The sequence below is a fragment of the Phaeobacter sp. JH204B genome (genome assembly GCF_048055755.1).
GTDB lineage: Bacteria > Pseudomonadota > Alphaproteobacteria > Rhodobacterales > Rhodobacteraceae > Phaeobacter > Phaeobacter bryozoorum.
In genome coordinates this window covers 188516-214547 of record NZ_JAYMXF010000002.1, presented here as the reverse complement: position 1 = coordinate 214547, position 26032 = coordinate 188516, and the positions used below count along the sequence as shown (strand labels likewise).

Below are 26032 nucleotides of genomic sequence, written 5' to 3'. Positions count from 1 at the left end.
AATGATGACCTAAATCCAGATTATCGAGAATGCCTTTTGTTATCACCGTTATCTTTTCGGAACTCCCTTTCTTGCTCTTTGTCAGGTCCTTCTGATCTTGTCTTCGTTTTCATGCATTCTGGGTCGTATTCGACAACAGCGTCCATGACTGCTTGACGAACTGGAGACGCCTCAGGGGGCATTTTCCAGTCGCCGCCGAGAAAATGGGCCAGCTCTACTTCATGCCCTCGCTCGCCTTCGGTGACGACAAGCTGTTCGATGCGACCACCGCGAATTCCTGCCTCAAAGGGTTCGTCCGCAAGGGTTGCCCGTACTCTTAGCCCATTAAACACGTCCTCAACGGTATGATTTCCGTTCAAGAGTTCTTCTTGTCTCTCCTTGTTGGCGGGTTGACCACTTGGACTTTTGGCTTGTTTAACCATTTCCTGCCCTTGCGTCCGTGGACGTCCAAACGGGGAGTTCGTTCCTGATGGTGTAAGCCCTTTGTTTTTAACATTCTTGGGGTCGTGTTTGGGATCTGTGTTGCCACGCAATGGTGCTTCGGCGTCATTGTCCAACGTATCGTCCATATCTGAAACGAACACGACCTCCATCACTAGTTTCTCTGCGGCTTCGTTGAAGGGCTTTTTCGGGTGCTTGCTATTGTCTTGCGTCAAGATCTGGTTCCTTCCTCTTCCGTAGAGGTCAAACGGATGGAGAGCTCCACCCGCTGAAATTTTCAATTTTGCAGATTGCAGCCGAGTTCCTTCAGCTCTTCATCTTCGAACCACGGAACTTTCTTGGCCATCAGGGGCGGCAGGTCTTCGATTAGAACAAGCTGCTGTCCCTTTGAGAGGCGCATCAACTCATCAGGATAGATCAGTTTCCGCTGAGCGGCGGCATGTGTGTCACTGGTCGTATCCGTTGTCGATGAAGAGCCACCACCTTGCCCCGAACCCGTGCTGCTGCCGATGGCTTTGGACAGTGCGGTACTTATGTTCCAAACGGTCTTTTCTCCGCACAAGCTAGAGAAATACTCTGCGGTCATTTTATCAGAAGATCCGAAATAGTTGATCATCCCAGCATTGGCGATGAATGACTGCCATCCTTTGCCGTAAATTCTCTCGAGCTGGTTCAGATCTTGAATAATCGCCCAAATCTGCATCCCAAATCCAGCCATCAGGCCATAAGCCTGCTCAATCATGCTGAGCTTACCCAGAGCGGCAAACTCATCCAAGATAAACAGAATGGGTTTGGTTGGTTTTACTTCGATGTTCCGCGCGTTCACTGTGATGGCTTGCTGCACTAGCAAGCGCAACCATCGACCAAAGGTATTCAAACGATCTGCGGGCAAAACCAGAAAAACCGTCATTGGCCTTGTTTTGAGATCTTCGAACTTGAAGCTAGACGCCTTCATATTGGCTGCGATGCGATCACTGTCCAGAAAGTGCGTGTGAGACTGTGCAGAGGCAAGGACGCTGGCAAACATTTTCTCTTCTTTTTGAAGGCTGCGCTCTCCTGTACTGCGTACGATAGGGTGAAAAGATTGTGCCATTTTTTCAAACAGTTCATTCAGATCGGTTTGACGTTGAACGAGCAGTTCTCGAACACGAGGCAAATGACGTTTGCCATCTTCCTCGTGGTCTGTTGCGACATACATGATTAGACCCTGAAGCAGCGCCTTTGCCTCTTCGTCCCAGAATGGGTCTTTACTGTTGCCCTCAACAACAAGAGCAGAAGCAAGCAGCATGGCATTCTCGGGTAAATCAGGGTCACGAGTATCTAACCAATCGAACGGGTTGAACATTGACGGTTCAAAACCCTCTACATGAGCAATGCCCCAAGGATCCACTATATGTACTTCTTGGCCGAGCTCATTTCGACGCTTGGCCGTGATCATTGCGTTTTCACCTTTGGGATCGATTACCAGCATAGACCCTTCATAGGTCAACAGATTGGGGATAATTTGGGTTGTGCCTTTTCCAGAACGAGTCGGGGCAACGGTGAAAAGATGGCGATCACCTTTGTATGAAATGAAGTCATTTTCTACGGAGGGATCAGTTAGTGTTTCCCCGAGAGCAATGCCTTCATCTCCCAGAACGTCACCATTGACCAAATCTTGATCATTGGCCCAACGGCTCGAACCAAACGTTGTGGGAGTTTCAGCAAGCGATCTTAGTCCAGCTCGCGCCCACCAGCCGAGAGCCACGGAAAACCCAAGGAATGATGAAGCCAGTGCCATGCTCCATCCAAGCGCATTATCCATCAGCAGAACCATCATGAGCACGACCGCGGCGATGGTTCCGCCTATGATAAGACGGGCGTTTCGTGCTTGATCGGTAGTGAGCCAACCTAAACCAAAACCGATGGCGGTTGAGGCAAGGACCAAGCCAATACGCAAACCAGCTTCTGCACCGTTTCCAGAAGAAGAACTCTGACCTGAGAAGAGTTGTGCTTCAGCAGGTAAGCCCAAAAGGATCACCCCAGCAGCGACCTGCCAGAGCAATGCTGTGTTCTGATTTCGCAAAAGAATATTCCTTCTAGGCTGAATTAAGGAGAAAGCTGAATGCCGCGATCAGGGCGGCGCGATTTAGAAATATCTTTGGCTGGAGCAGTTTTAGACAAGCTTTGCTTGATGCGCTGTGCCAGTAGGCTGCGCTCCTGTTTGTGACGGCGGCGGAGCTTTTGAACATCGCGTTGAAGCGCTTGGCGCTCTTTCATCTGTTCCTTGACCATGAAATCGCGCTGTTTCTGATCACGCTCAGCAGCCTTGCGCGCTTCCATTTCATTTTCAGATTGAATGGATTTGGCCTTGCCTGTCAGGCGATCAAACAACCCGCGAACACCTTTGTTGAGGCGATCCGAACGAGATTTAGTTTCCTCTTGCCAGCGTTTGGCCTGACCGTCTTTCAGCTTTTTTCGTTCATCTTTGTGGGCCGATTTCATGGCCTGATGTTCAGCGTGTAATGGCTGAAACTCCTCCGCCTGCCGTTCTTTGGTCTGGGTAATGTATTCCCGCATCTGGCCCGAAACCTTGGAACGGATGGTGGTACGGGCATTGTCAACGGATGACAGTTCATCAGATGAGCCGAGTTTTGCCTTCACATCCTTGGCTTTGAGGCCAGTCCACTTTGGGATGGCGTAGACATTGCCATCGACATCCAAGGCCACAAACCCACGACGATCACCACGAGCAAGGAAGTACCCCCGATCTTCAAGGGCATGCTTGAAGCCGATCTGACTGTCACAGCGTTCCCATGCTTGCTGGAAAGCTTGTTTGATTTCTCGCGGGTCGAGGTTCTGGCGCTTTGCTTGCTGCCATTCTTCTAAGGTGAAGTTCAAAGGTGACTTGTTGCCGTAGGTTGCCAGCCCGTCAGGTAGTACCCAACCATGATCTAGGAAAAGATCGCGAGACAGATCACGCAGCTTGTTTTTGAAATGCGGCAAATTGATTGCCTTCATCTCATCCACATCGATCCGCGACCAGACCACATGGGCATGACGACGGCCTTCTTTCTCGTGCATGACAATGGCGCGGGGTTGACCATCCAGCCCGAGTGCCTGTTCTGCACGATCTGCTGCCTCAAGAAACTCATCTTCGGTAGCGATGTGATCTGTGGGCGGGTTTAAACTCAGCGAGAACATGAACTGTTTGCAGCGGGTTGCCTTTGAAATGGCGTAGGTCTCGGCCAACGCATCATGAAGTTGATCAGATGAAAATCCTCGCAACTCTAAACAGGTGACATGATCGTTGTCACGTTCATTCATAAGGTGATCTGCAAGAGCCTTCGCGCCCGCACGTTGCGAGCCTTTGAGGATCATGTTTTTACCTCCAAAGCTTCCATCAGCGTTGTCCGCATCCATGCCACTTCGGCGACAGCGCGTTTGAGATCCTCTTCCAGTTCAGGATCAATAACCAACGTGCCGAGGTTCAGGTGTTTGGCGATCTGGTTGAGGTTGTTGGCGTGCTTTGTCTGAGCAAGCCGTGCCAGCACCTCCGCCAAGAGCTGTTGCTCCGCAACAGGTGGTTTCCGCCGCTTCCGATATTTGGGAGCTTCAGCGGCAAAAACCACGGACTTGATATAGGACGCCAACGGCATCGCCCCAGCTTGGGCTTCAAGCTGCTGACGTTCTTCTGGTGTAAGGCGAATAGAGAAGGGAGCAGGGCGGGTCATGGTCGAGGCCCCCGCAAGATGTTTCTGTCATCTTTGAGGATGTCGTTCCAACGTTCGAGTTCCTCAAAAACCTCTTCAAAATTTGGCTGAGAATGGCTGTCAGAGCGGTTCGAAGAAACTCTTTTCGTTCGCACCATTTCACATTTTGATGTGAAGACATCCAAAAATCCAAGACTCTCAGCATCTTGCACCCTGCGGCAAACGGTCTATCTGTCGTAGGCCCATGGTGGTTTGATGGCCGCGTTGAAGATGGTTCTTGTCCCAAGAGCCATCGCTTTTCGTCGGCATTCCAGGGGCTTGACAGGAAATCGCTCACAGGCTCGATCGTTTCACCGAGGGGGAGGCCGATTGGTTTCTGACAGGATGCGTGACTGACGGTTCGAAAACTGAGTGTTGACCATGTCTGATCTCTTCTAGCTGACGGATGCGCAGCTAGCGAGTTTTTTTTCGCTCTTCCCGGGAGCCGATGGCGAACCCCACGTTGAAGGCAGGCTGCTTCTCCTGAAAGAAACCTCCAACAAAGTCGGTGTTTTGCAGAAAGTATGCCTAATAGAAAACCACCGAGAGCGGGGCTCCCGGTGGTCTATTTGCTGTGCATCAGAAGGCTAGGAAGCGCCTCTGAATGCGAAGGTCATGCTGCGTCCGACTGTCGAGACATCAGGTGCCGCAGGTTACCCGCATTTGCTGTGGCCGCAGCTGCGGCAGGTCATGCAGCCTTCCACCATCTGCAGATCGTATTGGCCGCAGCTGGGGCAGGGTTTGCCGCGTGGAGCATTGAGGGAAACCACTTCCGCTTGCGGATCTGATTTCAGCCCCATGCCTTCACCTTCGAGGAAGCCCGTTGCCACCATATGGGTTTCAATCACGCCGCCGATCGCCGCCAGAATGGAGGGGATGTATTTGCCTTGCACCCAGGCGCCGCCCCGCGGATCGAAGACCGCTTTCAGCTCCTCGACGACAAAGGACACATCGCCGCCACGGCGGAACACGGCCGAGATCATCCGGGTCAGCGCCAGGGTCCAGGCGTAATGCTCCATGTTCTTGGAGTTGATGAAGACCTCAAACGGGCGGCGGTGGCCGTTGATGATGATGTCGTTGATGGTGAGGTAAATGGCGTGCTCGGAATCCGGCCACTTCAGCTTGTAGGTGTGGCCTTCCAGAGACTGCGGGCGGTCCAGCGGCTCTGACATATAGACCACTTCGGCGCCATTCTCGCCCATATCGCTTTGATGCGGTGCATCGGCGCTTTCGCCCGGCGCCTTGTCGGAGCTTTCGCTGACGGTCAGGACTGAGCCGGTTACGTCATTGGGGCGATAGGTGGTGCAGCCTTTGCAACCAAGGTCCCAGGCCTGCATGTAGACGTCCTTGAACTCATCAAAGGAAATGTCTTCGGGGCAGTTGATGGTCTTGGAGATCGACGAGTCGATCCATTTCTGCGCCGCCGCCTGCATCTTGACGTGGTCGGAGGGGGGCAGGGTCTGGGCGTTGACGAAATAGTCGGGCAGCTCCTTGTCGCCGAACTTGTCGCGCCACATCTGCACGGCGTAATCCACGACTTCCTCTTCAGTGCGGCTGCCGTCCTTTTGCAGGACCTTGCGGGTATAGGCATAGGCAAAGACGGGTTCGATCCCCGAGGACACGTTGCCCGCATAAAGCGAGATGGTGCCGGTCGGTGCGATGGAGGTCAGCAGCGCGTTGCGGATACCGTGTTCGCGGATTGCGTCGCGCACATCCTCGTCCATATTCATCATGGTGCCCGACGCCAAGTAGGCGTCCGCATCGAACAGCGGGAAGGCGCCTTTTTCCTTGGCCAGATCCACCGAGGCCAGATAGGCCGCGCGGGCGATCGCGTGCAGCCAATCCTCGGTCTGCCGCGCGGCTTCGTCCGAGCCATAGCGCAGCCCCAGCATCAGCAGTGCGTCGGCAAGGCCTGTTACACCAAGACCGATGCGGCGCTTGTTCTGGGCTTCCTGTGCCTGGGCCTCCAGCGGGAATTTCGACACGTCTACAACGTTGTCCATCATCCGCACCGCGGTGGCGACCAGCTCTTTCAGGGCCTGCGGATCCAGTTCGGAGTCTTTCTCGAAGGGGTTCTTGACCAGGCGCGCCAGATTGATCGAGCCAAGCAGGCAGGCGCCATAGGGGGGCAGGGGCTGTTCGCCGCAGGGGTTGGTGGCCGCGATCTGTTCCACGTAGGACAGGTTGTTGGCCTTGTTGATGCGGTCGATGAAGATCACACCGGGTTCGGCGTAATCATAGGTCGCCTGCATGATCTTGTTCCACAGGTCCCGCGCCTGGACGGTGTGATAAACCTTGTCACCAAAAACCAGATCCCAGGATCCATCTGCCTTTACCGCTTCCATGAAGGGGTCGGTGACCAGCACGGACATGTTGAACATGCGCAGGCGGGCGGGGTCGGATTTCGCGGTGATGAAGGCCTCGATATCGGGATGGTCGCAGCGCATGGTCGCCATCATCGCGCCCCGGCGCGAGCCTGCGGACATGATGGTTCTGCACATGGCGTCCCAGACATCCATGAAGCTGAGCGGGCCAGAGGCGTCTGCGGCAACACCTTTCACATCGGCGCCGCGCGGACGGATGGTGGAGAAGTCATAGCCGATGCCACCGCCCTGCTGCATGGTCAGCGCGGCCTCTTTCAGCATGTCGAAGATGCCAGCCATGCTGTCGGGGACGGTGCCCATCACGAAGCAGTTGAACAGGGTCACCTGCCGCGCTGTGCCGGCACCGGCGGTGATCCGGCCAGCGGGCAGATACTGGAAGTCCTCAAGCGCACCGTAGAATTTGTCCTCCCACATCTTGGGATCGGTCTCAGCCCGTGCCAGGTCGCGGGCGATGCGGCGCCAGCTGTCTTCGACGGTCTGGTCGATGGGGGTGCCATCGGCCTGTTTGAAACGGTATTTCATGTCCCAGATCTGTTCGGCAATCGGGGCGGCAAAGCGGCTCATATGGCGAATCCCTATGGTCGGTCGTGGCAAGGTGGCGGCCTGACTACACCAGCCGCGCCGATATCCTCAACGCAGAAATCGCGCGGAGGCGTAAATTTATCATCATCGTACCACAACACCTTGTCGATCTGCCAGTCTGACCTACAATATAGAGTTGATCATCTGGACGACTCTGTGGGCATCTTGTGGATAACTATATCAACCTCGTGAAACTTTCCGTTGGGACTGAAACTGTTGACGGGCTGGCAGCCTGGCAGGCGGAGTACCGCAAGCAGTTGCCGGAGGGATTGCCGCGCCATGTTACGCGGATGTGGCCCAAGCGCGAAGCGGAGATCCTCAATGGTGGGTCGATCTATTGGGTGATCAAGGGACAAATCCAGTGTCGTCAACGCATTCTGCGGCTGGACGAGGTGATCGGTGGCGACGGAATCCGCCGCTGTGCAATTGTTCTGGAGCCGGAAATCCACCGTACACAGGTCGCAACGCGGCGGGCTTTTCAGGGGTGGCGCTATCTGAAGCCGGAGGACACGCCGCCGGATCTGCGAAAAGGGCGTGTGGCAGAAAAGCCGTTGCCGCCTGAGCTGTCGCAGGCGCTTGCGGAAATCGGCGTGATCTGACCAGCCGGCGACCAATCGGCTATGATCGCCTATATATCAGGGGCGCAGTGACGCAAAAAAGGCCCCTGCCGGGGCCTTCATCAGGTCGCTTCACGCGGCAGTAACTTCGCGGTCCGTCGGTGGCGGCGCTGGACCGTCAGGAGGGCTCTTTTCCTACATTCTCTTGAAATGCGGTCTCAAAAGCGGCCTGTTTCTCGACAGAGGCCTCGGTCTGATAGTTGGCTTTCCATTCATCCATGGTCATGCCGTAGAAGCTTTCACGTGCCTCGGCTTTTCCCATCTCGATGCCGCGTTCATTGGCGGCTTCCTGATACCAGCGCGACAGGCAATTGCGGCAGAACCCTGCGAGATTCATCATGTCGATGTTCTGCACATCGGTGCGGTCTTCCATCAGGTGCTGGCGCAACCGGCGGAAGGCGGCCGCCTCTAGTTCGATCTGGGTCTGCTTGTCCATGTCGGGCTCCTTCCATGACACTATCTGCGTGACTAGCAGTTGCACCCGGGCGGGGCAACTCGCACCGATGGTCGCGCCCTATCGGGTGTCAGAGACCTGATTTGTCCAAGGCGCAGGGCAGTACATTGGCCAGACGTTCGGCCCAGTCCTGCTGCTCGGCTGCACTGGCAATCAGATCGTTGCGCAGTTCGATCAGCGTGTTTGGGCGCGCATGGGCGGTACCATGTCGATCCAGCGTATCGCCGGGCAGATAGCCTGTGTAGGGCGCATTCACGCCGACGCAGAGGTCCGGCTGCGCCTTCAGCTCGGTGACGATATGGGGCGACAGGGGTTCGTTGTCAGGTGACAGGATTCCGATGTGCCAAGGGCGTGGCGGACGTCCGCGCAGCTGGCGGGTGAAGGAGTGGATGGACACCAGAACCGCGCCGGGCCGCATCAGCAGCTCGGCCAGGGCATCATGATAGGGGTGGTAGCAGGCCGCCATCCGCGCCGTTCGCTCGGCCGCATCGGCGTGGCGGTTGCCGGGAATGATGGTCCCGTCGTAGAGTTTCATAAGCAGGGTCGGATCATCCGGGCCACGGTTTGGATCAATCACCAGTCGCGAGAAATTGGAGGCGATGACCGGCGCATCCAGAAGCTGCCCCAACTGCTGTGCCACCCCATAGGCGCCGATATCATAGGCAATGTGGCGCTCCATGTCCGCGCGCGGCAGGCCAAGTCCGCCGTTGTTCACAAAGGGGGGGACATGATTGGTGGCATGATCGCAGCAGATCACCCAGCGGGCAGGGCGCCCGGCCCCATGCAAGAAGAATGGTGAATATGTCATCTGTCCGTCGCCATTTGATGATGAAGCTTTAGGGGAGTTGCGGCAAAATGGGAATTAGGCGATAAGCGCCGCAGCAATGTTTGCGATAACACCGTTCCAGCCGATGAAGAGGATGACCCCATGAGAAGATCGCGCAATGTAAAGATTGTTGCCACCCTTGGGCCGGCATCCGAAACCTATGAGACCATCCGTGCCCTGCATGAGGCGGGTGCAGATGTGTTCCGTCTGAACATGTCGCACGGCAGCCACGAAGAGATTGCCGCCAAACATGCGATTATTCGCAAGGTCGAGGCCGATCTGGACAGCTCGATTGCCATCCTCGCCGACCTTCAGGGGCCGAAGCTGCGTGTCGGCGTCTTTGCCAATGGTTCGGAGGAGCTGGTCGAAGGTGCGTCCTTCCGGCTGGATCTGGACAAGGCAGAGGGTGACGTGAATCGCGTCTGTCTTCCCCACCCCGAGATTTTCGAAGCCCTGCAGCCCGGTGCCCATCTGCTGGTCAACGATGGCAAGATTCGCCTGAAGGTGGAGACCTGCGGCAACGACTTCGCCAATTGTACCGTCACCACAGGTGGGACAATCTCCAACCGCAAGGGGGTGAATGTTCCCGATGTGGTGCTGCCGCTGGCGGCCCTGTCGGAGAAAGATCGCGGCGATCTGGAATTTGTCTGCGGGCTGGGCGTCGATTGGCTGGCGCTGTCCTTTGTTCAGCGCGCCAAGGACGTCTACGAGGCACGTGGTCTTGCGGATGGTCGCGCGGCTGTGCTGTCGAAAATCGAAAAACCGGCTGCGGTCGACAATTTCGATGAAATCCTAGATGCCTCCGACGGGATCATGGTTGCGCGCGGCGATCTGGGTGTTGAACTGCCGGTTGCTGCAGTGCCGCCGATCCAGAAACGACTGGTGCGTCGCTGCCGTGCAGCTGCCAAACCGGTGATCGTGGCCACCCAGATGCTGGAAAGCATGATCGAAAGCCCGATGCCGACCCGCGCCGAAGTCTCCGATGTGGCGACCGCGATCTACGAGGGGGCGGATGCAATCATGCTCTCCGCTGAATCCGCGGCAGGCCAGTACCCGATCGAAGCGGTGAAGACGATGGACAATGTCGCCACCGAGGTAGAGGTGGATCCGACCTATAGCCAGATCATTGCCTCTTCCCGCTCGGCCAAGGGCGATACCGTCGCCGACGCCATTGTCGCTGCCGCGCGTGAAATCGCCGAGAAGACCGAGATCAAGGCGATCTGCTGCTATACCCAAAGCGGCACCACCGCGCTGCTGACCGCACGGGAGCGTCCGGGCGTGCCGATCATTGCGCTGACGCCGCTGAACCGGACAGCCCGCCGTCTGGCGCTGAGCTGGGGCTGCAACTGTGTGGTGACGCCGGATCAGGAACGCTTCAAAGGCGCTGTGGTCGGTGCCGCGCGTGCCGCCCGTTCCGGCGGCTTCGCCGGGGAAACCGATCAGATCGTCGTGACGGCCGGTGTGCCTTTCAACGTTCCGGGCACCACCAACATCCTGCGTGTGGCACCCTGCGATGAACGTTTGATCTACAGCACCGACCCGGAGTAACCTGAACGCGTCTTAGTCTTCTGCGAGGACGCGCAGCATGGATACGGATCTGGCACTGGTGCTTGGGTTGTTGCTGGCTTTTCTGGCAATACCCGCGCTGTTGTCTGCCGCTACCGACCGCCGCACCCCCAGGGTGTCGGCGGTTTTTCTTGTCGTGGCGGTGGGTCTGCTCCTATATGCGTTCAGTACCAAATCCGGCGGGTATCAGATCGACGATATCCCGAAAGCCATTTTCCGGGTGATTGGCCGCTTTACCTGAGCGTCATGGCGCGCGCTGACTGTCGAGGCCGCGCTGACTGAACCTCAAGGAGGGCGGATTGGCCGTCTGCTCGAAGAATCTGCTTGCCCTTATGGTCCAGCTTGCGTAAACGGCAGCCCTGTTCGCGTGGCCGGCCCAATGTGGCATGCCGAGTCGCGCATAGACCGAACCCGCATTGAAGGAGACGGAAATGCCCAAAATGAAGACAAAATCGAGCGCCAAGAAGCGCTTCAAAGTGACCGCGACCGGCAAGGTCCTCGCAGGTCAGGCCGGCAAGCGCCATGGCATGATCAAGCGGACCCGCAAGTTTATCCGCGACGCCCGCGGCACCACTACCCTGTCGGCACCCGACGCAAAGATCGTCAAGGGCTTCATGCCCTACGACCGCTAAGAGGAGATCTGAGATATGTCCCGCGTTAAAGGTGGTACCACAACTCACGCCCGTCACAAGAAAGTCATCAAGGCCGCAAAAGGCTATTATGGCCGTCGCAAGAATACCTTCAAGGTCGCGCGTCAGGCTGTTGACAAGGCAAACCAATACGCAACCCGCGACCGTAAGAACCGCAAGCGGAATTTCCGCGCGCTGTGGATCCAGCGGATCAACGCAGCTGTGCGTAGCCACGACGAGGCTCTGACATACTCCCGCTTCATCAACGGCCTGACCCTGGCCGGTATCGAAGTGGACCGCAAAGTGCTGGCCGATCTGGCCGTACACGAGCCCGAAGCATTCGGTGCCATCGTGAAGCAGGCACAGAGCGCACTGGCAGCCTAAGCTTAGGCGCAAGACAATTCCGAAAGGGCCGCTCTGCAAAGGGCGGCCCTTCTGCTGTTGCTGATCTGCTAGAGAGGCAGGCTATACGGTCTGACGGAGGCGGGGAGGCTGCCGGATTGTCGCGATTGCCGCCCGATTGGCAGAGAACCGGTTCAAAAGCTTGCTTTCAGCTTCTGCTGTGGTAGCAGGGCTGCAGCATTATTCAGGGGACCGTCATGGACGATCTTAAAGCAAAATATCTCGGGCAGATCGCCGATGCTGCCGATGAAAACGCGCTGGAGACCATCCGGGTTGCAGCTGTTGGGAAAAAGGGCGAAGTCGCGCTGAAGATGCGTGAGCTGGGCAAGATGACGCCTGAAGAGCGTCAGGTTGCGGGTCCGGCCCTGAACGCGCTGAAGGATGAGATCAACGCCGCACTCGCCGCCAAGAAGGCCGGGCTGGCCGATGCCGCATTGGATGCGCGCCTGCGGACCGAATGGCTGGACGTCACCTTGCCGACCCGCCCGACGCGCAGCGGGACTCTGCATCCGATCAGCCAGGCCAGCGAGGAGTTGACCGCGATCTTTGCCGAGCTGGGTTTCTCCGTTGCCGAAGGTCCGCGTATCGACACCGACTGGTACAATTTCGATGCGCTGAATATTCCCGGCCACCATCCGGCACGCGCTGAGATGGACACGTTCTACATGCACCGCGCCGAGGGCGATAACCGCCCGCCGCATGTGCTTCGCACCCATACCAGCCCCGTCCAGATCCGCTCGATGGAGAAGATGGGTGCGCCTTTGCGCATCATCTGTCCGGGTGGCGTTTACCGCGCTGATTACGACCAGACCCACACGCCGATGTTCCATCAGGTCGAAGGCCTCGCGCTGGACAAGAACATCTCCATGGCGAACCTGAAATGGGTGCTGGAAGAATTCGTGAAATCCTTCTTTGAGGTGGACAGCGTCGATCTGCGTTTCCGTGCGTCGCATTTCCCCTTCACCGAACCGTCGGCCGAGGTTGATATCCGCTGTTCCTGGAAAGATGGCACGCTGAAGATTGGTGAGGGTGACGACTGGCTTGAAATCCTCGGCTCCGGCATGGTGCACCCCAAGGTGATTGCCGCTGGCGGGATCGACCCAGACATCTATCAGGGGTTTGCGTTCGGGATGGGGATCGACCGGATCGCGATGCTGAAATACGGTATTCCTGATCTGCGCGCCTTCTTCGACAGCGACCTGCGCTGGCTGCGCCACTACGGTTTCCAGTGTCTCGACGTGCCGACGCTGCACGGTGGTTTGAGCCGCTAGGCCCGGGTGACGGACTTCTGAACGCCTGCCTCGTACCTGAGGCGGGCGTTTTGGTTTGGGGCCTAGGTTCACCGCCCCACAAACATGTGAAATGACAGGGGCGTGGTGTCGGGTAGTCTCCCGTCTATGACACGTTTTCTCCTCTTGCTCTCAACCGCTTACATGTACGCCACCTCTGTCGCGGCCATGGGGCCGTGGAAGGCAAATGCAGACCCCTGCGGCGAAGAGCTGGCCTGCGCGCTGGGAGATCGCAGCTATCACGTGATGGAGCCTGATAACTGGGACGGTGTCGCGCCGCTGCCTGTGCTGATGCATTTTCATGGCTGGTCGCGAACAGGCAAACATGCGCTGCGCTCCGATCGGGTCGGGGCCTCGGCCAAACGGCGGGGCGTATTGCTGGTCACCCCGAATGGCCGTGGCAAGAGCTGGAATTTCTGGACGGCAGACACCGAGGATGTGCCCTTTGCCGATGCGGTGCTGGCGGATGTGGCAAAACGCTACCCGGTCGATGCCGAACAGGTCTTTGTCTCGGGCTATTCCTACGGATCCGCCATGGCCTGGCGTTACGCCTGCCAGAGCGGCAAGGGGATTGCGGCATTGCTGGCAGTGGCGGGCAGTATTGATCAAACCGAAACCTGCGCCGAGGCCCCGCAGGAGGTTCGGCATGTGCACGGGCTTGCGGACACGGTGATGGATTTTCCGATGGGGCCGGGGGGTGATGTGACCTATCCGGTGGCCTTGTGGCGGCGGGCGTTCGACTGTTCCGGCGGAGGCGAGGCGCAGGGAGATTGGCAGGTCCGCAGTTTCCTGACGTTTTCGCGCACCGGCTGGAGCTGCGGTGGGCATGATGTCACCCTGGATCTGCACTCGGGCGGGCATTTCATCCCGCATGGTTGGATCGGTCGGCAGCTGGATGAGCTTTTGGGTCTCACCCCCAGCTATCCTTAGGCCGAGAGCGGAGCCAAGGCTTGCACATGGGGGCAATCTTTGTCATTGCCTGCTGCAACATGCATGGCTTGCCATAGGAAACCGGACCGATGAAATTCACTCTTTCTTGGCTGAAAGACCACCTCGACACTGAGGCCTCCGTCGAGGACATCACCGAAACACTGACCGACCTCGGGCTTGAGGTCGAAGGTGTGTCGAACCCTGCGGACCGGCTGAAGGATTTTACGCTCGGCTATGTGAAACATGCCGAGAAACACCCCGACGCGGACAAGCTGCGGGTGTGCAAGGTCGACACCGATGAAGGCGAGATGCAGATCATCTGCGGCGCGCCCAATGCCCGTGAAGGTATCACCGTCGTGGTTTGCAAACCGGGCATGTATATTCCCGGTCTCGACATCACCATCGGTGTGGGCAAGATCCGCGGTGTCGAGAGCTTTGGCATGATGGCGTCCGAGCGCGAGCTGGAACTGTCGGATGAACATGACGGCATCATCGAGCTGCCTTCGGGCAATGTCGGCGATCGCTTCGTCGATTGGCTGGCCGAGAATAGCCCGGCCAAGGTCGATCCCGTTATTGAAATCGCCATCACGCCGAACCGCCCGGATGCGCTGGGGGTTAGGGGGATCGCGCGGGATTTGGCCGCACGCGGGCTGGGCACATTGAAGCCGCTTGATATCGAGCCGGTCGACGGCGGATTCGAAAGCCCGATCAAGGTCAATATCGACGCAGATACGCTGGATGGCTGCCCGCTGTTCACCGGTCGCCTGATCCGCGGCGTGAAGAACGGCCCTAGCCCGCAGTGGCTACAGGACCGGTTGAGCGCCATTGGTCTGCGTCCGATTTCGACACTGGTTGATATCACCAATTATTTCACCTTCGATCAGAACCGCCCACTGCATGTCTTTGACGCAGCCAAGGTGGCGGGCAATCTGCGCATCCACCGGGCAGCGGGTGGCGAGACGCTGACCGCGCTGGACGAGAAGGACTACACCTTCGCCGAAGGGCAGATGGTCATCTCCGACGACAACGGCCCGGAGAGCATTGCGGGCATCATGGGCGGGGCCGACACCGGGTGCACCGAGGAAACGACCGATGTGTTCCTTGAGAGCGCATTCTGGGACCATGTGCAGATCGCGACCACTGGCCGGGCGCTGAAAATCAACTCGGACGCGCGCTACCGTTTCGAGCGGGGCGTCGACCCCGAATACACCCGTGAAGGTCTCGATCATGCCACCCGGATGATCCTCGACCTCTGCGGTGGCGAGCCGTCGAATGTGGTGATCGCAGGCGCTGTACCGGATCACGCGCGCGCCTATAAGCTGGATCCCGAGCGGGTCCAGTCGCTGGTCGGGATGGATATCCCGGAATCAGAGCAGCGCCAGACCCTGACCCGTCTGGGTTTCCGGCTTGAGGGCAATATGGCCCATGTTCCGAGCTGGCGCCCGGATGTGATGGGGGAGGCTGATCTGGTGGAGGAGGTGGCGCGTATCGCGTCGCTCACGAAACTGGAAGGCAAGCCGTTGCAGCGCCTGACAGATGGCGTCCCTGCACCGGTGATGACCCCTGAGCAACGCCGCCAGCAGATCGCGCGCCGGACCTGCGCCAGCCTCGGCTATAACGAGGTGGTGAGCTACACCTTCATCGACAAGGCCTCTGCAACGCTGTTTGGTGGCGGGGACGATGCGACCATGCTGGCCAATCCGATCTCCTCCGAGATGTCGCACATGCGTCCGGCACTGTTGCCCGGGCTGTTGCAGGCTGCCGCACGCAATCAGGCGCGTGGCTTCATGGATCTGGCGCTCTTCGAGGCGGGACCTGCTTTTCACGGTGGTGAACCGGGTGAGCAGCATAACCTGATTTCCGGCCTTCTGGTTGGCCGTACCGGCCCCAAGGACGTGCATGGCACCAGCCGCGCGGTCGACACGTTTGACGCCAAGGCAGATATCGAGGCGGTTCTGGCCGCAATCGGTGCGCCTGCCAAGGTCCAGATCCTTCGCGGGGCAGAGCCCTGGTGGCATCCGGGGCGGCATGGCAAAATCTGCCTGGGTCCGAAGAAAGTGCTGGGTGTCTTTGGCGAACTGCACCCGAAGGTTCTGAGCGAAATGGGGATCAAGGGGGCCGCTGTTGCCTTTACCATCTGGCCTGACGAAGTTCCGATGCCACGCAAAACCGGTGCCAATCGTGGTGCGCTGGTTCAAAGCGACCTGCAAGCGGTCGAGCGTGATTTCGCCTTTGTCGTGGCCGAGGACGTCGAAGCCCTTACCCTGGTCAATGCCGCCGCAGGCGCCGACAAGGCGCTGATTGATGATGTGCGCGTTTTTGACGAGTTCATCGGTGGCAGCCTGGGAGAGGGCAACAAGTCTCTGGCCATCACGGTCCGCTTGCAGCCGACCGAAAAAACCCTGACCGAAAAGGATATCGAAGCGGTCAGCGACAAGATTGTCACAAAAGTCACCAAGGCCACCGGCGGCATATTGCGCGGATAACGGCGCCTGTGACCTCTGGCTGAAACCTGTATTATTCTGGAAACGCGCCCCGGTTGAGGGCGCGTTTTCAGTTCTGGGCGAGAAAATCTGCCAGAATGTCAAAGACCCGCCGGATGCGGCGGCTGGTGTGGAGCTCGCGGTGAGTGGTCAGCCAGATCGGAAATACGATTGGATCCAGCCGCGGCAGTAGCCGTTCAATGCCGGGCGTGGGCTCGGCCACATCCTCCATCATCGGGCAGATGCCGAAGCCCTGTTTGACCAGCTCCCAGGCGGTAAGACCGCTGGAGGACTTGATCCGAAAGTTTTCCGGCGCAAGATGGATTCCAAGCGGCGCCAGGAAGTCAATCGAACGGTCCACATCGGCAAAACCGACGAAATCGTGGTCTGCCAACTCCCTGGTTGATGCCGGACGACCCCGCCGCTCCAGATAGCTCGGGGCGGCGTAGAAATGCGCCCGCGCTTCGCGCACGAGGCGCGCGATCAGTTCCGGCTGGTCAGGGCGCACATGGCGGATGGCAATATCCGCTTCGCGTCGCATCAGGTCCCGGATGTCGTTGGCGGCCACGACATCAATCGTCAGCCGCGGCGCGCGCTGTCGGATCTGGCGCAGCACAGGCGGCAGCACATAGGCCGACACGACGTCGCTTGCGGTAATCCGAATGGTGCCTTCGATGGTTTGGGCCGAGGCGCTGGCCGCCAGTGACAGGCCCTCGGCTGCGGCCCCCATCCTGCGGCTGTGGTCCAGCAGATCCTGCCCTGCGGAAGTCAGTGCCAGACGGCGCCCCGGACGTTCAAACAGCATCACACCGAGATCGGCTTCTAGGGCTGCGACCTGTCGGGACAGGGTCGGTTGGGTCAGCCCCAGCTTGCGCGCACCGGCGGAGAGGGAGCCGGTTTCTGCCGTCGCCAGAAACGCCCGGATATGATTCCAGTCGAGTTTATCCATACAAATATGTATACCTCAACTGCAAATTTTGGCAATTTTACTTATGTTTCTGCATGGGTAGCCTGTAGCCATCTTAGGAGGATAGAGATGACAACCGATGCGCGCTTCTGGGACAGGATTGCCCCCAAATACGCCAAATCCAAAATCCGGGATGAGGCCGCCTATCAATACACGTTGGAGCGCACGAGAGCCTATCTGAAGGCGGGCGACCACGTGCTGGAAGTGGGCTGCGGTACGGGATCCACCGCGATCGCACTGTCGGACGCGGTTTCGGCGATGACCGCAACCGATCTGTCGGAGGGAATGCTGCGCATCGGTCGCGACAGGGCCGCGCAGGCCGGGGCGGACAACGTGACCTTTGAACATTGCGGTGACGACGCGCTGCCAGCCGGACCGTTTGACGTGGTGATGGCTTTCAACCTTCTGCATCTGGTTTTGGATGTGGATGCCGCACTTGCGTCGGTCGCCGAACGCGTGCCGAGCGGGAAGCTGTTCATTTCCAAGACACCCTGTCTGGGCGAGGCGCGTGGCAGCCTGAAGTACTGGATGTTCTCGGTACTGATCCCATTGATGCGTCTGGTCGGAAAGGCGCCGAGTTCGGTGGCTTTGCTAAGTATTGCGGAGCTGGAGGCCGCCGTTGAGCGAGCCGGGTTCGAGATTATCGAGACCGGCAATTACCCGATCTCGATACCGAGCCGTTATCTGGTGGCACGGCGGCGCTAGCTTCCTGAGCTGACGCGAAGCAGTGGACGAATTGTTGCAGCTGGTGGATACTCTGCCTGCTGGCCGAACGGGCTATGGTCCCGGCGCCAGGGCACATCACATTGGCGGGGCCAGCAACAGACAGGATCTGGTAGGGCGGGCCGAAACCGTCAGCTGCTCGCGCAGGAAAGGACATTCCGTGACTTTGAACGTATATCTCTCAGGCGAAATTCACACCGATTGGCGGGACCAGATTATTGATGGTGCAGCGGGCCTGGATGTGCATTTTTCCAGCCCGGTTACCGATCATGACGCCAGCGATGACTGCGGTGTGGCTATTCTGGGCAGTGAGCCGAACAAGTATTGGCACGACCACAAAGGCGCGATGGTCAATGCCATTCGCACCCGCAAGGGTCTGTCAGACGCGGATATCGTCGTGGTCCGCTTTGGCGAAAAATACAAACAGTGGAACGCGGCCTTTGATGCGGGCTATGCGGCCGCTCTGGGCAAGTCGCTGATTGTCCTGTCCCAGGATGAGCATCAGCATGCCTTGAAAGAGGTACATGCCGCTGCCTTGGCTGTCGCGAAAGAACCGCGGCAGGTTGTCGAAATTCTGCGCTACGTGTTGCAGGGGAGCCTGCCTGCGTGACCGGGCCGACATTGACGACGGAGCGGCTGTCGCTGCGCCCGCACCGGCTGGAGGATTTTGATGCGCTGACGGCGTTGTGGATGGATCCGGTGGTTGTCCGTCATACGATCGGTCGCCCGGCCAGCCGCGAGGAAACCTGGACGCGCCTGTTGCGCTACATCGGACATTGGCAGGTGCTGGGTTACGGTTACTGGGCGATCACCAGCCGCGACGACGGACGCTATCTCGGCACCGCCGGCTTTGCTGATTATCAGCGCGATATCGACCCTCCGCTCGGCTCGGTGCCCGAGGCGGGCTGGGGGCTGATGCCAGCGGAACATGGGAAGGGGCTGGCGACAGAGGCGGTCGAGCGCATACACCGGTGGGCTGCCGAGGAGACTCAATGGCGATCAACCTGTTGTCTTCTGGATCCTGACAACGCAGCCTCGATCCGAGTCGCCGAGAAGATGGGCTACAGCGCCAGTCACGAAGCCAACTACCGTCAAGAGCCGACACTGGTGATGACCAGAGCGATCCCGCGCTAACACGCTTTCGAAGCCATAGACAGCCGCCCTGCACGTAGATCCGGGGCGGCTGCCGGGAGATCAGCCCTCTTTCTTGATTTCCACGCTGTGCGGGTAGGGGATTGAGATGCCCTTGTCGTCAAAAGCCTCTTTGACGGCTTGGGTCATTGCGAACTTCAGCTCCCAATAATCCGCGGCCTTGCACCACAGACGTGCGGTGAGATCGACCGAGCTGTCGCCAAGATTGGTCACCCGGACCCAAGGAGCAGGATCCGCCATGACCCGTGTATCGGCCTCGGCGAGGGCCATGATGATCTCCTTGGCGTCATCGGCACTGTCGCCATAGTCGATGCCAAAGACCATATCCACGCGGCGGGTGTCATGGGCGGAGTAATTGGTGATGATTGCACCCCAGGCCTGACCGTTGGGAATGATGATCTGGACGTTGTCCGGTGTGACCAGTTCGGTCACGAAGAGGTTCAGGTCAACCACGGTGCCGGAGGTGCCGCCGATATCGACATACTGGCCGAGCTTGTAGGGGCGAAATAGAACCAGCATGACGCCCGCAGCCAGATCGCTCAGCGTTCCCTGGAGAGCAAGGCCAATCGCCAGGGTCGCAGCGCCGAGCATGGCGACCAGGCTGGTGGCCTCTATCCCAAAGATGCCAAGCACGGCGACCAGCACGATGGCCAGCAATATCCAGCGGACGGCACTGGCGGCAAAATTACCGAGTGTTTGATCCAGATGTGGCGTAGCGTTGATGCGACGGCGCACGGTGCTGCTGATGATACCGGCGGTTATCCAGCCAAGCACCAGCACAACCAGCGCCTTGGCCGCACTGATTAGCAAGGGCCAGAGCGCGCCCAATTGTTCGATCCATTCTTCCATGTCGTTGTCTGGTCCCTGCCATTGTCTCAAAGGAATGCCCGATCACCGGCAACGCGAGGTCGCCGGTGCCCGAGATGTGGCCTTAGTCCGACCGGCCGCAGGATGCCACCTGCGGATCGTCTGTGTCTGCTTACCGTTTCAGGGAGTCGCGGATTTCCAACAGGACATCCAGCTCTGTGGGGCCGGCGGGGGCTTCCTCGGCGGGCATGGCTTCCTGCTTGCGGAAAGCGGCGTCTTTGACCTTGTTGACGTAGCGCACCAGCATGAACACCACGAATGCGATGATCAGAAAGTTGATCACTGCCATCACAAAGGCACCGTGAGCAAACACAGCGGCGCCCGCCTCACGTGCGGCCTCCAGGCTGGCACCTTCAGGGACGTTGCCCGCAAGGACCAGGTAGGAGTTGGTGAAATCGATCCCGCCAGTGAACAATCCGATGATGGGGTTGATCAGGTCGTTGACCATGCTGCTGACGATCGCGGTAAAGGCGGCGCCGATGATGATGCCGACGGCCATGTCCATCACATTGCCCTTGGCAATGAAATCTCTGAATTCCTGAAGCATGTTGTTTGTCCCTGTTAACGAAGTCATTTTCATTGAGCAGACGTCGCGACCATCTGCGCGCTGCATGACCGCAGTTTAGTCAGGTTTTGGCCGCCGCTGCTATTGATTTTGCATTGAAAACTCTAGCCGTAGCCCTGTCGCGCGGACCATCGCAGCGGCACCGGCCCGGCGTTTCGCCATATTCTGACCGCAAAATGGGCCAGCACCGGTCCCAGAGCGGTCCTGTGTTGGACGTGTTTGCCGGGTAAATCTTGGCCGTTGGATGTGTTTTTCCCTGGACCCTAACAGCGCGCCGCCTGTGGGATCTGGGCGCGGGCGCGTCATCGGGGGCGCCGGCTGTATCGGCGCGGGGTGTCCGCTGCTGTTGCTGGAGCGGAGTTAATTGTTAGGTACAAGGTAGACGCGAGACATGGCCATTCTTGACAATGCGATCTGGTTGACCGGCATCAACGGCACCGCGCAAAGTGGGTCTACCTCACTGAGTGAAGGCGGCAATACCACGGTTGTGACAGGCACGTTCACAGCGGACAGCTGGGACAGTTCGCAGGATGGCTACGCGGTTTCCGATTTCGGTGCCTTTGGCGTCAGCGATCCCATCACCGCAAGTTACGGGTTCTCCAATCCTGTCACAAATTTACGGTTTGATCTTCAGCATGTGAATTCGAACGGCAGTTCGAATGACGATAAGTTTACGCTTCGGGTGCTGGACGCAAGCGGTGTGTTGATCCCCGCATCGCAGATCATTGCCGGGTTGACCGGGGTTACCCACCATCAGGTCACGGTCAACGCCGATGGCACGGTCTCGATCGAGGCTGAGGGCAGCACAGCCGCCGATATCGGTATTGCAATCGACGGTCCCGTTTCGCAGCTGGATGTGATCTTTGACAATGGGGGGGACGCACCTGTTTCCGGCGGAGCGGGACTGTCCGATCTGACGTTCACGATCCCGCCGGCCTTGGATTACATCGTCGAAGGCACCGATTCCGGCGAGCGCATCGACGTCAACTATCTGGGCGATCCCGAAGGCGATCGGGTCGACAGCGCCGACGCGGCTGATGGCTCTCAGGATGACGTGATCGAGGCCGGCGGCGGCAATGATACCGTTATCGCAGGTGAGGGGGATGACCGGGTCGATGCAGGCGCCGGCGATGACTCGGTCGAAGGGGGTATCGGGTCGGACACCCTGTTTGGCGGCGATGGGAACGATCTGCTACAGGGCGGCGCCGGTGATGATCTGCTGCAAGGTGGCATCGGTAGCGACACGCTGGAGGGCGGCGCCGGGCGCGACACGCTGGAAGGTGGTATCGGGCATGACTCGCTTAGCAGCGGCGACGATAACGATCTGCTGTTGGGCGGCGATGGCAACGATACGATCACCGCAGGCTATGGCGATGACACGATCTATGGCGGGGCTGGCAATGACCAGCTCGAAGGGCTCTATGGCAACGATCTGATCTATGCGGGGGAAGGGGACGACCATGTCTTTGGCCGCGATCAGGATGACCTGATTTATGGTGAAGACGGCAATGACACGCTGATCGGCAGCATGGGAACCGACACCGTCTGGGGCGGGGCTGGCAATGACATTCTGGCGGGCAGCCAAGGCAATGATGAGATCCATGGCGGCGATGGCGACGACCTCGCCTTTATCGGTGTCTATGAAGATTCCGACCGCATCTTCCTCGACGATGGCAATGACTATCTCGATGGGAGCACCGCCGGGTCATCCTTTTATGGCGAAGGTGGCCGTGGCGACGACGTGATGAACAGCGGCGTCGGCAATGACACGTTGCTGGGCGGCGAGGGCTATGACCAGCTGAGTGGCGGCGCAGGCGGCGACTCGTTGGATGGCGGCAGCGAAGATGACATAATCGAAGGCGGAAGCGGCGCTGATACGCTGATCGGCGGTGCGGGTGCGGACAGCCTATACGGCGAGGATGACCGGGATCTGTTGATCGGCGGGGCCGGGGATATCGTCGATGGTGGCGAAGGTGGTGATGATTACGACCGGCTTGATATCAGCGAGCTGCGCGCGCTTGGAAACACCCGGATCATCTATACCAGCGCTGACCGCGAGGACGGCCGGGTCGAGGTCACGAACAACAACAATGACACCGTTGGAACGTTGACCTTCTATAACATCGAGGAGGTCATTCCCTGTTTTACGCCGGGCAGCCTTGTCCTGACACCGCAGGGTGCGGTTCCGGTCGAGGATCTGGAGATTGGTGATCGCGTACTGACGCGCGACAGCGGGTTGCAAACCCTGCGCTGGACCGCGCGACGGGTGGTTACAACGGCAGAGTTGGCACGCCGCCCTCAGTTCCAACCGATCCTGATTGAGGCCGGGGCGCTCGGCCAGGAGGGGGCCGAGCTTGTGCCGAACCGGGATATGATGGTGTCACCGCAACACAGGATGCTGCTGACGGGAAGCCGTGCCGAACTGCTGTTCGGCTCAAACGAGGTGCTGGTGGCGGCTGTGCATCTGATCAACGATCGCGATATCCGCCGGGCGCGAACACTGGATGTGACCTATATTCATCTGCTCTTCGATCAGCATGAAATCATCTGCACCGATGGAGCCTGGAGCGAGAGTTTTCAGCCCGGTGACCTGACACTGGCGGGGATGGATATGGCCCAGCGGTCAGAGCTTTGCCAACTGTTCCCGGAGCTGGAGAGTATGGGGCAGGCCTTTCCGACGGCGCGGCGGTCCTTGCGCAGCCATGAGGCGCGGGTGTTGCTGTCCGCAGGTCGGCACAATCGCGGCGACGGATCAGCCAAATAACCCGGCCACCATCGGCGGCCGGGTTGCTGCTTTGTTACTGGAACTTCTTGATTTCACCGGTCTTGAGGCGTGCCATGTAGCTGTTCAACTCGCCCTTGACGATTGGCATCAGGAAGTAGAGCGCGACGATGTTCACCACGGCCATGGCAAAGATTGCCGCATCGGAGAAGTCGATGACCGGACCCAGGCTGGCCGCGGCGCCGATGATGACAAACAGGCAGAAGATCACCTTGAAGACCAGTTCAGTGGTCTTGCCCTCACCGAACAGGAAGGTCCAGGCTTTGAGGCCGTAGTAGGACCAGCTGATCATGGTGGAGAAGGCAAACAGGATCACCGCGATGGCCAGAATATACTTGAACCAGCCAAATGCCGACGAGAAGGCCGCAGATGTCAGAGCCACGCCGGAATTGCCATCCACGGTCTGGATCGCGCTTCCTGCCTCGTTCAGCACGTAGAGACCGGTTTCAGGGTTGCTGACCAGCTGGCCGGTGATGATGATCACCAAGGCGGTCATGGTGCAGATCACCACGGTGTCGATGAACGGCTCCAAGAGCGAGACGAAACCTTCGGTGATCGGCTCCTTGGTCCGCACGGCGGAGTGGGCAATTGCCGCGGAGCCAACGCCCGCTTCGTTGGAGAAGGCCGCGCGTTTGAAGCCCTGGATCAGTGCGCCAACCATGCCGCCCGCAACGCCAAGACCGGTAAAGGCACCGTCGAAGATCTGGCCAAAGGCCCAGCCGATTTTGTCAAAGTTCATCAGGATGATCACCAGCGCGGTCAGCACATAGAGCACGCCCATGAACGGCACCACTTTTTCGGTGACTTTGGCGATCGACTTCAGGCCACCAATGATCACGGCAAAGACGACACCAGCGAAGATAACGCCGGTGACCCAGCCCGGATAGTCGCCCAGAACATTGGTCAGCTGGGCATGGGCCTGGTTGGCCTGGAACATGTTGCCGCCACCAAGGGCGCCCAGAATGCAGAAGATCGAGAACAGGACCGCCATGAACTTGCCCCCGGGCAGGCCCCGTGCAGCAAAGCCCTTGGTCATGTAGTACATCGGGCCACCGGAAACTGTGCCGTCAGGGTATTCGTTGCGGTATTTCACACCGAGCGTACATTCGGTGAATTTCGACGCCATCCCCATCAGACCCGCGAGGATCATCCAGAAGGTTGCGCCAGGACCACCGATGCCAACCGCAACCGCGACGCCTGCGATATTGCCGAGGCCAACGGTGCCGGAAAGCGCGGTGGCCAGAGCCTGGAAATGGCTGACCTCGCCTGCATCATTCGGGTCGGAGTAGTCGCCCTTCACCAGCGAGATCGAGTGCGGGAAGGCGCGGAACTGGATCAGGCCAAAATAGATGGTGAAAATCGTCGCTGCAATTACCAGCCATGCCACGATCCACGGGAAGCTGGTGCCCGGAAATGGGCTGAAGATGAAATTGACAAACCAGCCCGTGGAACTGGCAAAGAGATCGTTGACCTTCTGGTCGATGCTCTGTGCCATTAGCGGACCCGACAGCACTAGGGCGCCGGGGACGGCCAGTGCGGCCGCTTTGGAAAAACTGTTCATGATTACCCCTGTCGATCAGTTATGGGACAATGGTGACCGGAACCGGCGCGGCCTGCGCCAGACTGCCTGCGACCGAACCAAACAGCCGCGATGACAATGCGGAATGGCCGGTGCGCCCGATAACCACGTGATTGGCCCCTTCGGACTTCGCGATGGACACGAGAACCTCGGCGATATTGCCGTATTTCACGGTGGCCGTGACCTCGACACCGCTGGTCTCAAGATCCTTGAGCAGGGGCTGGATCAGCGCGGTCTCGGCGCGTTCAAGCTCTTCGGTGCGGCGCTTGTGGCGCTCTGCCAGCTCGGCTGCGGATAGAAAAGAATATGGTGACCATTCCAGCACATGCGCGACTACAATGCTGCCGCCCTGCGCCTTTGCTACACCCAGCGCAAAGTTGAGCGCACTCCGCGCGCTCGTGCTGCCGTCGTAGCCAACTACGATTTTTGAGGCCATCTGCCCCTCCCTTGGTTACGTCATCCCTGTGACGAAGTGTCTCAATTTTATGACGTTGTTGATAGGAAAGGTTCTCGATTTCCTTGCCTATTCGGAAAATTTCGGAAAAATGTGCGGATAACGATTAAGTATTGGGAAAATTTCCGATGGACATGCTGGATTCTCGTATTCTTTCCGCCCTACAGCAGGATGGTCAGATATCAATGGCGCGCCTCTCGGAGAAAGTAGGGCTGTCTTTGTCCGCATGTCACCGTCGTGTCAAGTTGATGGAAGCCAGCGGTATGATCGAAGGCTATGCCGCGCGGCTGGATCGCAAGAAGATTGGTCTGGAGCTTCAGATCTTTATCGAGATCAAGCTGGTCGGTCAGCAGCGCGAGCATATCCAGGCCTTTGAGAACACCATTGCCCATATGCCCGAAGTGTTGGAATGCCACCTGATTTCGGGCGAGTTCGACTATCTGATACGCGTCGCGGCGCGCAATACGGAAACCTATGAAAACCTCTATCGCAACCGGTTGTCGGACATCCCGTCGGTCGCACAGATGAAGACCTTGCTGGCGGTTTCTACGGTGAAGGAGTTTCGCGGCTATCACCTAGAGTGAGACGCGCCCTCGTCAGGTCTGTTTC

General features: G+C 58.6%; 25 protein-coding genes and 1 pseudogene. 14 read left to right on the top strand and 12 right to left on the bottom strand.

The window, feature by feature from the left end:
* Window positions 1-20: 20 nt before the first annotated feature.
* From VXL81_RS01025 to VXL81_RS01005, 5 genes are all read right to left on the bottom strand, one after another.
* Window positions 21-656 carry a hypothetical protein gene (locus tag VXL81_RS01025; RefSeq protein WP_416552560.1) on the bottom strand — a complete coding sequence of 212 codons (636 nt, stop codon included), beginning with the start codon at window positions 654-656 and terminating at the stop codon, window positions 21-23.
* 62 nt (window positions 657-718) lie between these two features.
* The gene (locus VXL81_RS01020) at window positions 719-2506 is read right to left on the bottom strand and encodes a type IV secretory system conjugative DNA transfer family protein (protein WP_416552558.1); all 1788 of its coding nucleotides are present in this window, start codon (window positions 2504-2506) and stop codon (window positions 719-721) included.
* A gap of 23 nt (window positions 2507-2529) precedes the next feature.
* Window positions 2530-3801 carry a relaxase/mobilization nuclease domain-containing protein gene (locus VXL81_RS01015; protein WP_416552556.1) on the bottom strand — a complete coding sequence of 424 codons (1272 nt, stop codon included), beginning with the start codon at window positions 3799-3801 and terminating at the stop codon, window positions 2530-2532.
* Window positions 3798-4154, bottom strand: a complete 357-nt coding sequence (gene mobC, locus VXL81_RS01010; protein ID WP_416552554.1) for a plasmid mobilization relaxosome protein MobC — start codon at window positions 4152-4154, stop codon at window positions 3798-3800. The genes VXL81_RS01015 and mobC overlap by 4 nt, the downstream gene beginning before the upstream one ends.
* 671 nt (window positions 4155-4825) lie before the next feature.
* Complete coding sequence (locus VXL81_RS01005; protein ID WP_416535840.1) at window positions 4826-7120, bottom strand: adenosylcobalamin-dependent ribonucleoside-diphosphate reductase; 2295 nt, start codon at window positions 7118-7120, stop codon at window positions 4826-4828.
* Between the two features lie 185 nt (window positions 7121-7305).
* Here VXL81_RS01005 and VXL81_RS01000 point away from each other — a divergent pair, with 185 nt between their 5' ends.
* A complete protein-coding gene (locus VXL81_RS01000; protein WP_416538417.1) occupies window positions 7306-7737 on the top strand; it encodes a DUF1489 family protein in 432 nt (143 codons plus the stop codon).
* Window positions 7738-7873: 136 nt separating this feature from the next.
* Here VXL81_RS01000 and VXL81_RS00995 read toward each other — a convergent pair whose 3' ends face one another.
* Both VXL81_RS00995 and VXL81_RS00990 read right to left on the bottom strand, forming a co-directional pair.
* Window positions 7874-8191 carry a DUF1244 domain-containing protein gene (locus VXL81_RS00995; RefSeq protein ID WP_416535842.1) on the bottom strand — a complete coding sequence of 106 codons (318 nt, stop codon included), beginning with the start codon at window positions 8189-8191 and terminating at the stop codon, window positions 7874-7876.
* An 88-nt stretch (window positions 8192-8279) separates the two neighbouring features.
* Window positions 8280-9017 carry an N-formylglutamate amidohydrolase gene (locus VXL81_RS00990; protein ID WP_416552552.1) on the bottom strand — a complete coding sequence of 246 codons (738 nt, stop codon included), beginning with the start codon at window positions 9015-9017 and terminating at the stop codon, window positions 8280-8282.
* A gap of 120 nt (window positions 9018-9137) precedes the next feature.
* On the opposite strand from VXL81_RS00990, the gene pyk reads away from it, so the two are divergent.
* The 7 genes from pyk (at window position 9138) to pheT (ending at window position 16337) form a co-directional block, all read left to right on the top strand.
* A complete protein-coding gene (gene pyk / locus VXL81_RS00985) occupies window positions 9138-10583 on the top strand; it encodes a pyruvate kinase (RefSeq protein WP_416535844.1) in 1446 nt (481 codons plus the stop codon).
* Between the two features lie 37 nt (window positions 10584-10620).
* Window positions 10621-10842 carry a hypothetical protein gene (locus tag VXL81_RS00980; RefSeq protein ID WP_340544710.1) on the top strand — a complete coding sequence of 74 codons (222 nt, stop codon included), beginning with the start codon at window positions 10621-10623 and terminating at the stop codon, window positions 10840-10842.
* Between the two features lie 190 nt (window positions 10843-11032).
* The gene (gene rpmI, locus VXL81_RS00975; RefSeq protein WP_014873788.1) at window positions 11033-11233 is read left to right on the top strand and encodes a 50S ribosomal protein L35; all 201 of its coding nucleotides are present in this window, start codon (window positions 11033-11035) and stop codon (window positions 11231-11233) included.
* Between the two features lie 15 nt (window positions 11234-11248).
* Entirely contained in the window at window positions 11249-11614 is a 366-nt protein-coding gene (gene rplT / locus VXL81_RS00970; protein WP_014873789.1) for a 50S ribosomal protein L20, read from the top strand.
* Window positions 11615-11829: 215 nt separating this feature from the next.
* Window positions 11830-12903 (top strand): phenylalanine--tRNA ligase subunit alpha, encoded by a 1074-nt coding sequence (gene pheS, locus VXL81_RS00965; protein WP_340544717.1) that lies wholly within the window; start codon window positions 11830-11832, stop codon window positions 12901-12903.
* 126 nt (window positions 12904-13029) lie between these two features.
* Window positions 13030-13851, top strand: coding sequence for an alpha/beta hydrolase family esterase (locus VXL81_RS00960; RefSeq protein ID WP_416552550.1), 822 nt, complete (start codon window positions 13030-13032; stop codon window positions 13849-13851).
* Window positions 13852-13940: 89 nt separating this feature from the next.
* On the top strand, window positions 13941-16337 hold the full coding sequence (gene pheT / locus VXL81_RS00955) for a phenylalanine--tRNA ligase subunit beta (protein WP_416552548.1): 2397 nt from the start codon (window positions 13941-13943) through the stop codon (window positions 16335-16337).
* A gap of 67 nt (window positions 16338-16404) precedes the next feature.
* Here pheT and VXL81_RS00950 read toward each other — a convergent pair whose 3' ends face one another.
* Window positions 16405-17283: a LysR family transcriptional regulator gene (locus VXL81_RS00950; protein WP_416552546.1), complete on the bottom strand. Its 879-nt coding sequence runs from the start codon at window positions 17281-17283 to the stop codon at window positions 16405-16407.
* A gap of 87 nt (window positions 17284-17370) precedes the next feature.
* Between VXL81_RS00950 and VXL81_RS00945 the strand changes: the two genes are divergently transcribed.
* The 3 genes from VXL81_RS00945 (at window position 17371) to VXL81_RS00935 (ending at window position 19158) form a co-directional block, all read left to right on the top strand.
* On the top strand, window positions 17371-18006 hold the full coding sequence (locus VXL81_RS00945; protein ID WP_416552544.1) for a class I SAM-dependent methyltransferase: 636 nt from the start codon (window positions 17371-17373) through the stop codon (window positions 18004-18006).
* A gap of 178 nt (window positions 18007-18184) precedes the next feature.
* Window positions 18185-18634: a YtoQ family protein gene (locus VXL81_RS00940; protein WP_416552542.1), complete on the top strand. Its 450-nt coding sequence runs from the start codon at window positions 18185-18187 to the stop codon at window positions 18632-18634.
* The gene (locus VXL81_RS00935; protein ID WP_340544726.1) at window positions 18631-19158 is read left to right on the top strand and encodes a GNAT family N-acetyltransferase; all 528 of its coding nucleotides are present in this window, start codon (window positions 18631-18633) and stop codon (window positions 19156-19158) included. The genes VXL81_RS00940 and VXL81_RS00935 overlap by 4 nt, the downstream gene beginning before the upstream one ends.
* Window positions 19159-19218: 60 nt before the next feature.
* Here the strand turns inward: VXL81_RS00935 and VXL81_RS00930 are convergent, their stop codons facing one another.
* Window positions 19219-20025: a mechanosensitive ion channel family protein gene (locus VXL81_RS00930; protein ID WP_340544728.1), complete on the bottom strand. Its 807-nt coding sequence runs from the start codon at window positions 20023-20025 to the stop codon at window positions 19219-19221.
* Between the two features lie 130 nt (window positions 20026-20155).
* Window positions 20156-20590, bottom strand: a complete 435-nt coding sequence (gene mscL, locus VXL81_RS00925) for a large conductance mechanosensitive channel protein MscL (protein ID WP_340544729.1) — start codon at window positions 20588-20590, stop codon at window positions 20156-20158.
* A gap of 409 nt (window positions 20591-20999) precedes the next feature.
* Here mscL and VXL81_RS00920 point away from each other — a divergent pair, with 409 nt between their 5' ends.
* Complete coding sequence (locus VXL81_RS00920) at window positions 21000-23372, top strand: Hint domain-containing protein (RefSeq protein WP_416552540.1); 2373 nt, start codon at window positions 21000-21002, stop codon at window positions 23370-23372.
* A 34-nt stretch (window positions 23373-23406) separates the two neighbouring features.
* On the opposite strand, the gene VXL81_RS00915 is transcribed toward VXL81_RS00920, so the two are convergent.
* Together VXL81_RS00915 and VXL81_RS00910 are read right to left on the bottom strand one after the other, a co-directional pair.
* Window positions 23407-24951 (bottom strand): alanine/glycine:cation symporter family protein, encoded by a 1545-nt coding sequence (locus tag VXL81_RS00915; RefSeq protein ID WP_340544732.1) that lies wholly within the window; start codon window positions 24949-24951, stop codon window positions 23407-23409.
* A gap of 19 nt (window positions 24952-24970) precedes the next feature.
* The gene (locus tag VXL81_RS00910) at window positions 24971-25405 is read right to left on the bottom strand and encodes a universal stress protein (protein WP_416535851.1); all 435 of its coding nucleotides are present in this window, start codon (window positions 25403-25405) and stop codon (window positions 24971-24973) included.
* Window positions 25406-25551: 146 nt separating this feature from the next.
* Between VXL81_RS00910 and VXL81_RS00905 the strand changes: the two are divergent.
* Both VXL81_RS00905 and VXL81_RS00900 read left to right on the top strand, forming a co-directional pair.
* Window positions 25552-25683, top strand: a pseudogene (locus tag VXL81_RS00905) (AsnC family transcriptional regulator); the annotation flags it as partial.
* A 3-nt stretch (window positions 25684-25686) separates the two neighbouring features.
* Window positions 25687-26007 (top strand): Lrp/AsnC family transcriptional regulator, encoded by a 321-nt coding sequence (locus VXL81_RS00900; protein ID WP_416543219.1) that lies wholly within the window; start codon window positions 25687-25689, stop codon window positions 26005-26007.
* Window positions 26008-26032 lie beyond the last annotated feature (25 nt).

Excerpts from the sequence above, each read along its gene's own strand:
- pyk (WP_416535844.1), top strand. The coding sequence starts at position 9,138 with ATGAGAAGATCGCGCAATGTAAAGATTGTTGCCACCCTTGGGCCGGCA.
- VXL81_RS00910 (WP_416535851.1), bottom strand. The coding sequence starts at position 25,405 with ATGGCCTCAAAAATCGTAGTTGGCTACGACGGCAGCACGAGCGCGCGG.
- pheS (WP_340544717.1), top strand. The coding sequence starts at position 11,830 with ATGGACGATCTTAAAGCAAAATATCTCGGGCAGATCGCCGATGCTGCC.
- VXL81_RS00990 (WP_416552552.1), bottom strand. The coding sequence starts at position 9,017 with ATGACATATTCACCATTCTTCTTGCATGGGGCCGGGCGCCCTGCCCGC.
- VXL81_RS00960 (WP_416552550.1), top strand. The coding sequence starts at position 13,030 with ATGACACGTTTTCTCCTCTTGCTCTCAACCGCTTACATGTACGCCACC.
- VXL81_RS00980 (WP_340544710.1), top strand. The coding sequence starts at position 10,621 with ATGGATACGGATCTGGCACTGGTGCTTGGGTTGTTGCTGGCTTTTCTG.
- VXL81_RS01005 (WP_416535840.1), bottom strand. The coding sequence starts at position 7,120 with ATGAGCCGCTTTGCCGCCCCGATTGCCGAACAGATCTGGGACATGAAA.
- VXL81_RS00945 (WP_416552544.1), top strand. The coding sequence starts at position 17,371 with ATGACAACCGATGCGCGCTTCTGGGACAGGATTGCCCCCAAATACGCC.
- VXL81_RS00915 (WP_340544732.1), bottom strand. The coding sequence starts at position 24,951 with ATGAACAGTTTTTCCAAAGCGGCCGCACTGGCCGTCCCCGGCGCCCTA.
- VXL81_RS01015 (WP_416552556.1), bottom strand. The coding sequence starts at position 3,801 with ATGATCCTCAAAGGCTCGCAACGTGCGGGCGCGAAGGCTCTTGCAGAT.
- VXL81_RS00995 (WP_416535842.1), bottom strand. The coding sequence starts at position 8,191 with ATGGACAAGCAGACCCAGATCGAACTAGAGGCGGCCGCCTTCCGCCGG.
- mscL (WP_340544729.1), bottom strand. The coding sequence starts at position 20,590 with ATGCTTCAGGAATTCAGAGATTTCATTGCCAAGGGCAATGTGATGGAC.
- VXL81_RS00930 (WP_340544728.1), bottom strand. The coding sequence starts at position 20,025 with ATGGAAGAATGGATCGAACAATTGGGCGCGCTCTGGCCCTTGCTAATC.
- rplT (WP_014873789.1), top strand. The coding sequence starts at position 11,249 with ATGTCCCGCGTTAAAGGTGGTACCACAACTCACGCCCGTCACAAGAAA.
- VXL81_RS00950 (WP_416552546.1), bottom strand. The coding sequence starts at position 17,283 with ATGGATAAACTCGACTGGAATCATATCCGGGCGTTTCTGGCGACGGCA.
- rpmI (WP_014873788.1), top strand. The coding sequence starts at position 11,033 with ATGCCCAAAATGAAGACAAAATCGAGCGCCAAGAAGCGCTTCAAAGTG.
- pheT (WP_416552548.1), top strand. The coding sequence starts at position 13,941 with ATGAAATTCACTCTTTCTTGGCTGAAAGACCACCTCGACACTGAGGCC.
- VXL81_RS00900 (WP_416543219.1), top strand. The coding sequence starts at position 25,687 with ATGATCGAAGGCTATGCCGCGCGGCTGGATCGCAAGAAGATTGGTCTG.
- VXL81_RS00920 (WP_416552540.1), top strand. The coding sequence starts at position 21,000 with ATGGCCATTCTTGACAATGCGATCTGGTTGACCGGCATCAACGGCACC.
- mobC (WP_416552554.1), bottom strand. The coding sequence starts at position 4,154 with ATGACCCGCCCTGCTCCCTTCTCTATTCGCCTTACACCAGAAGAACGT.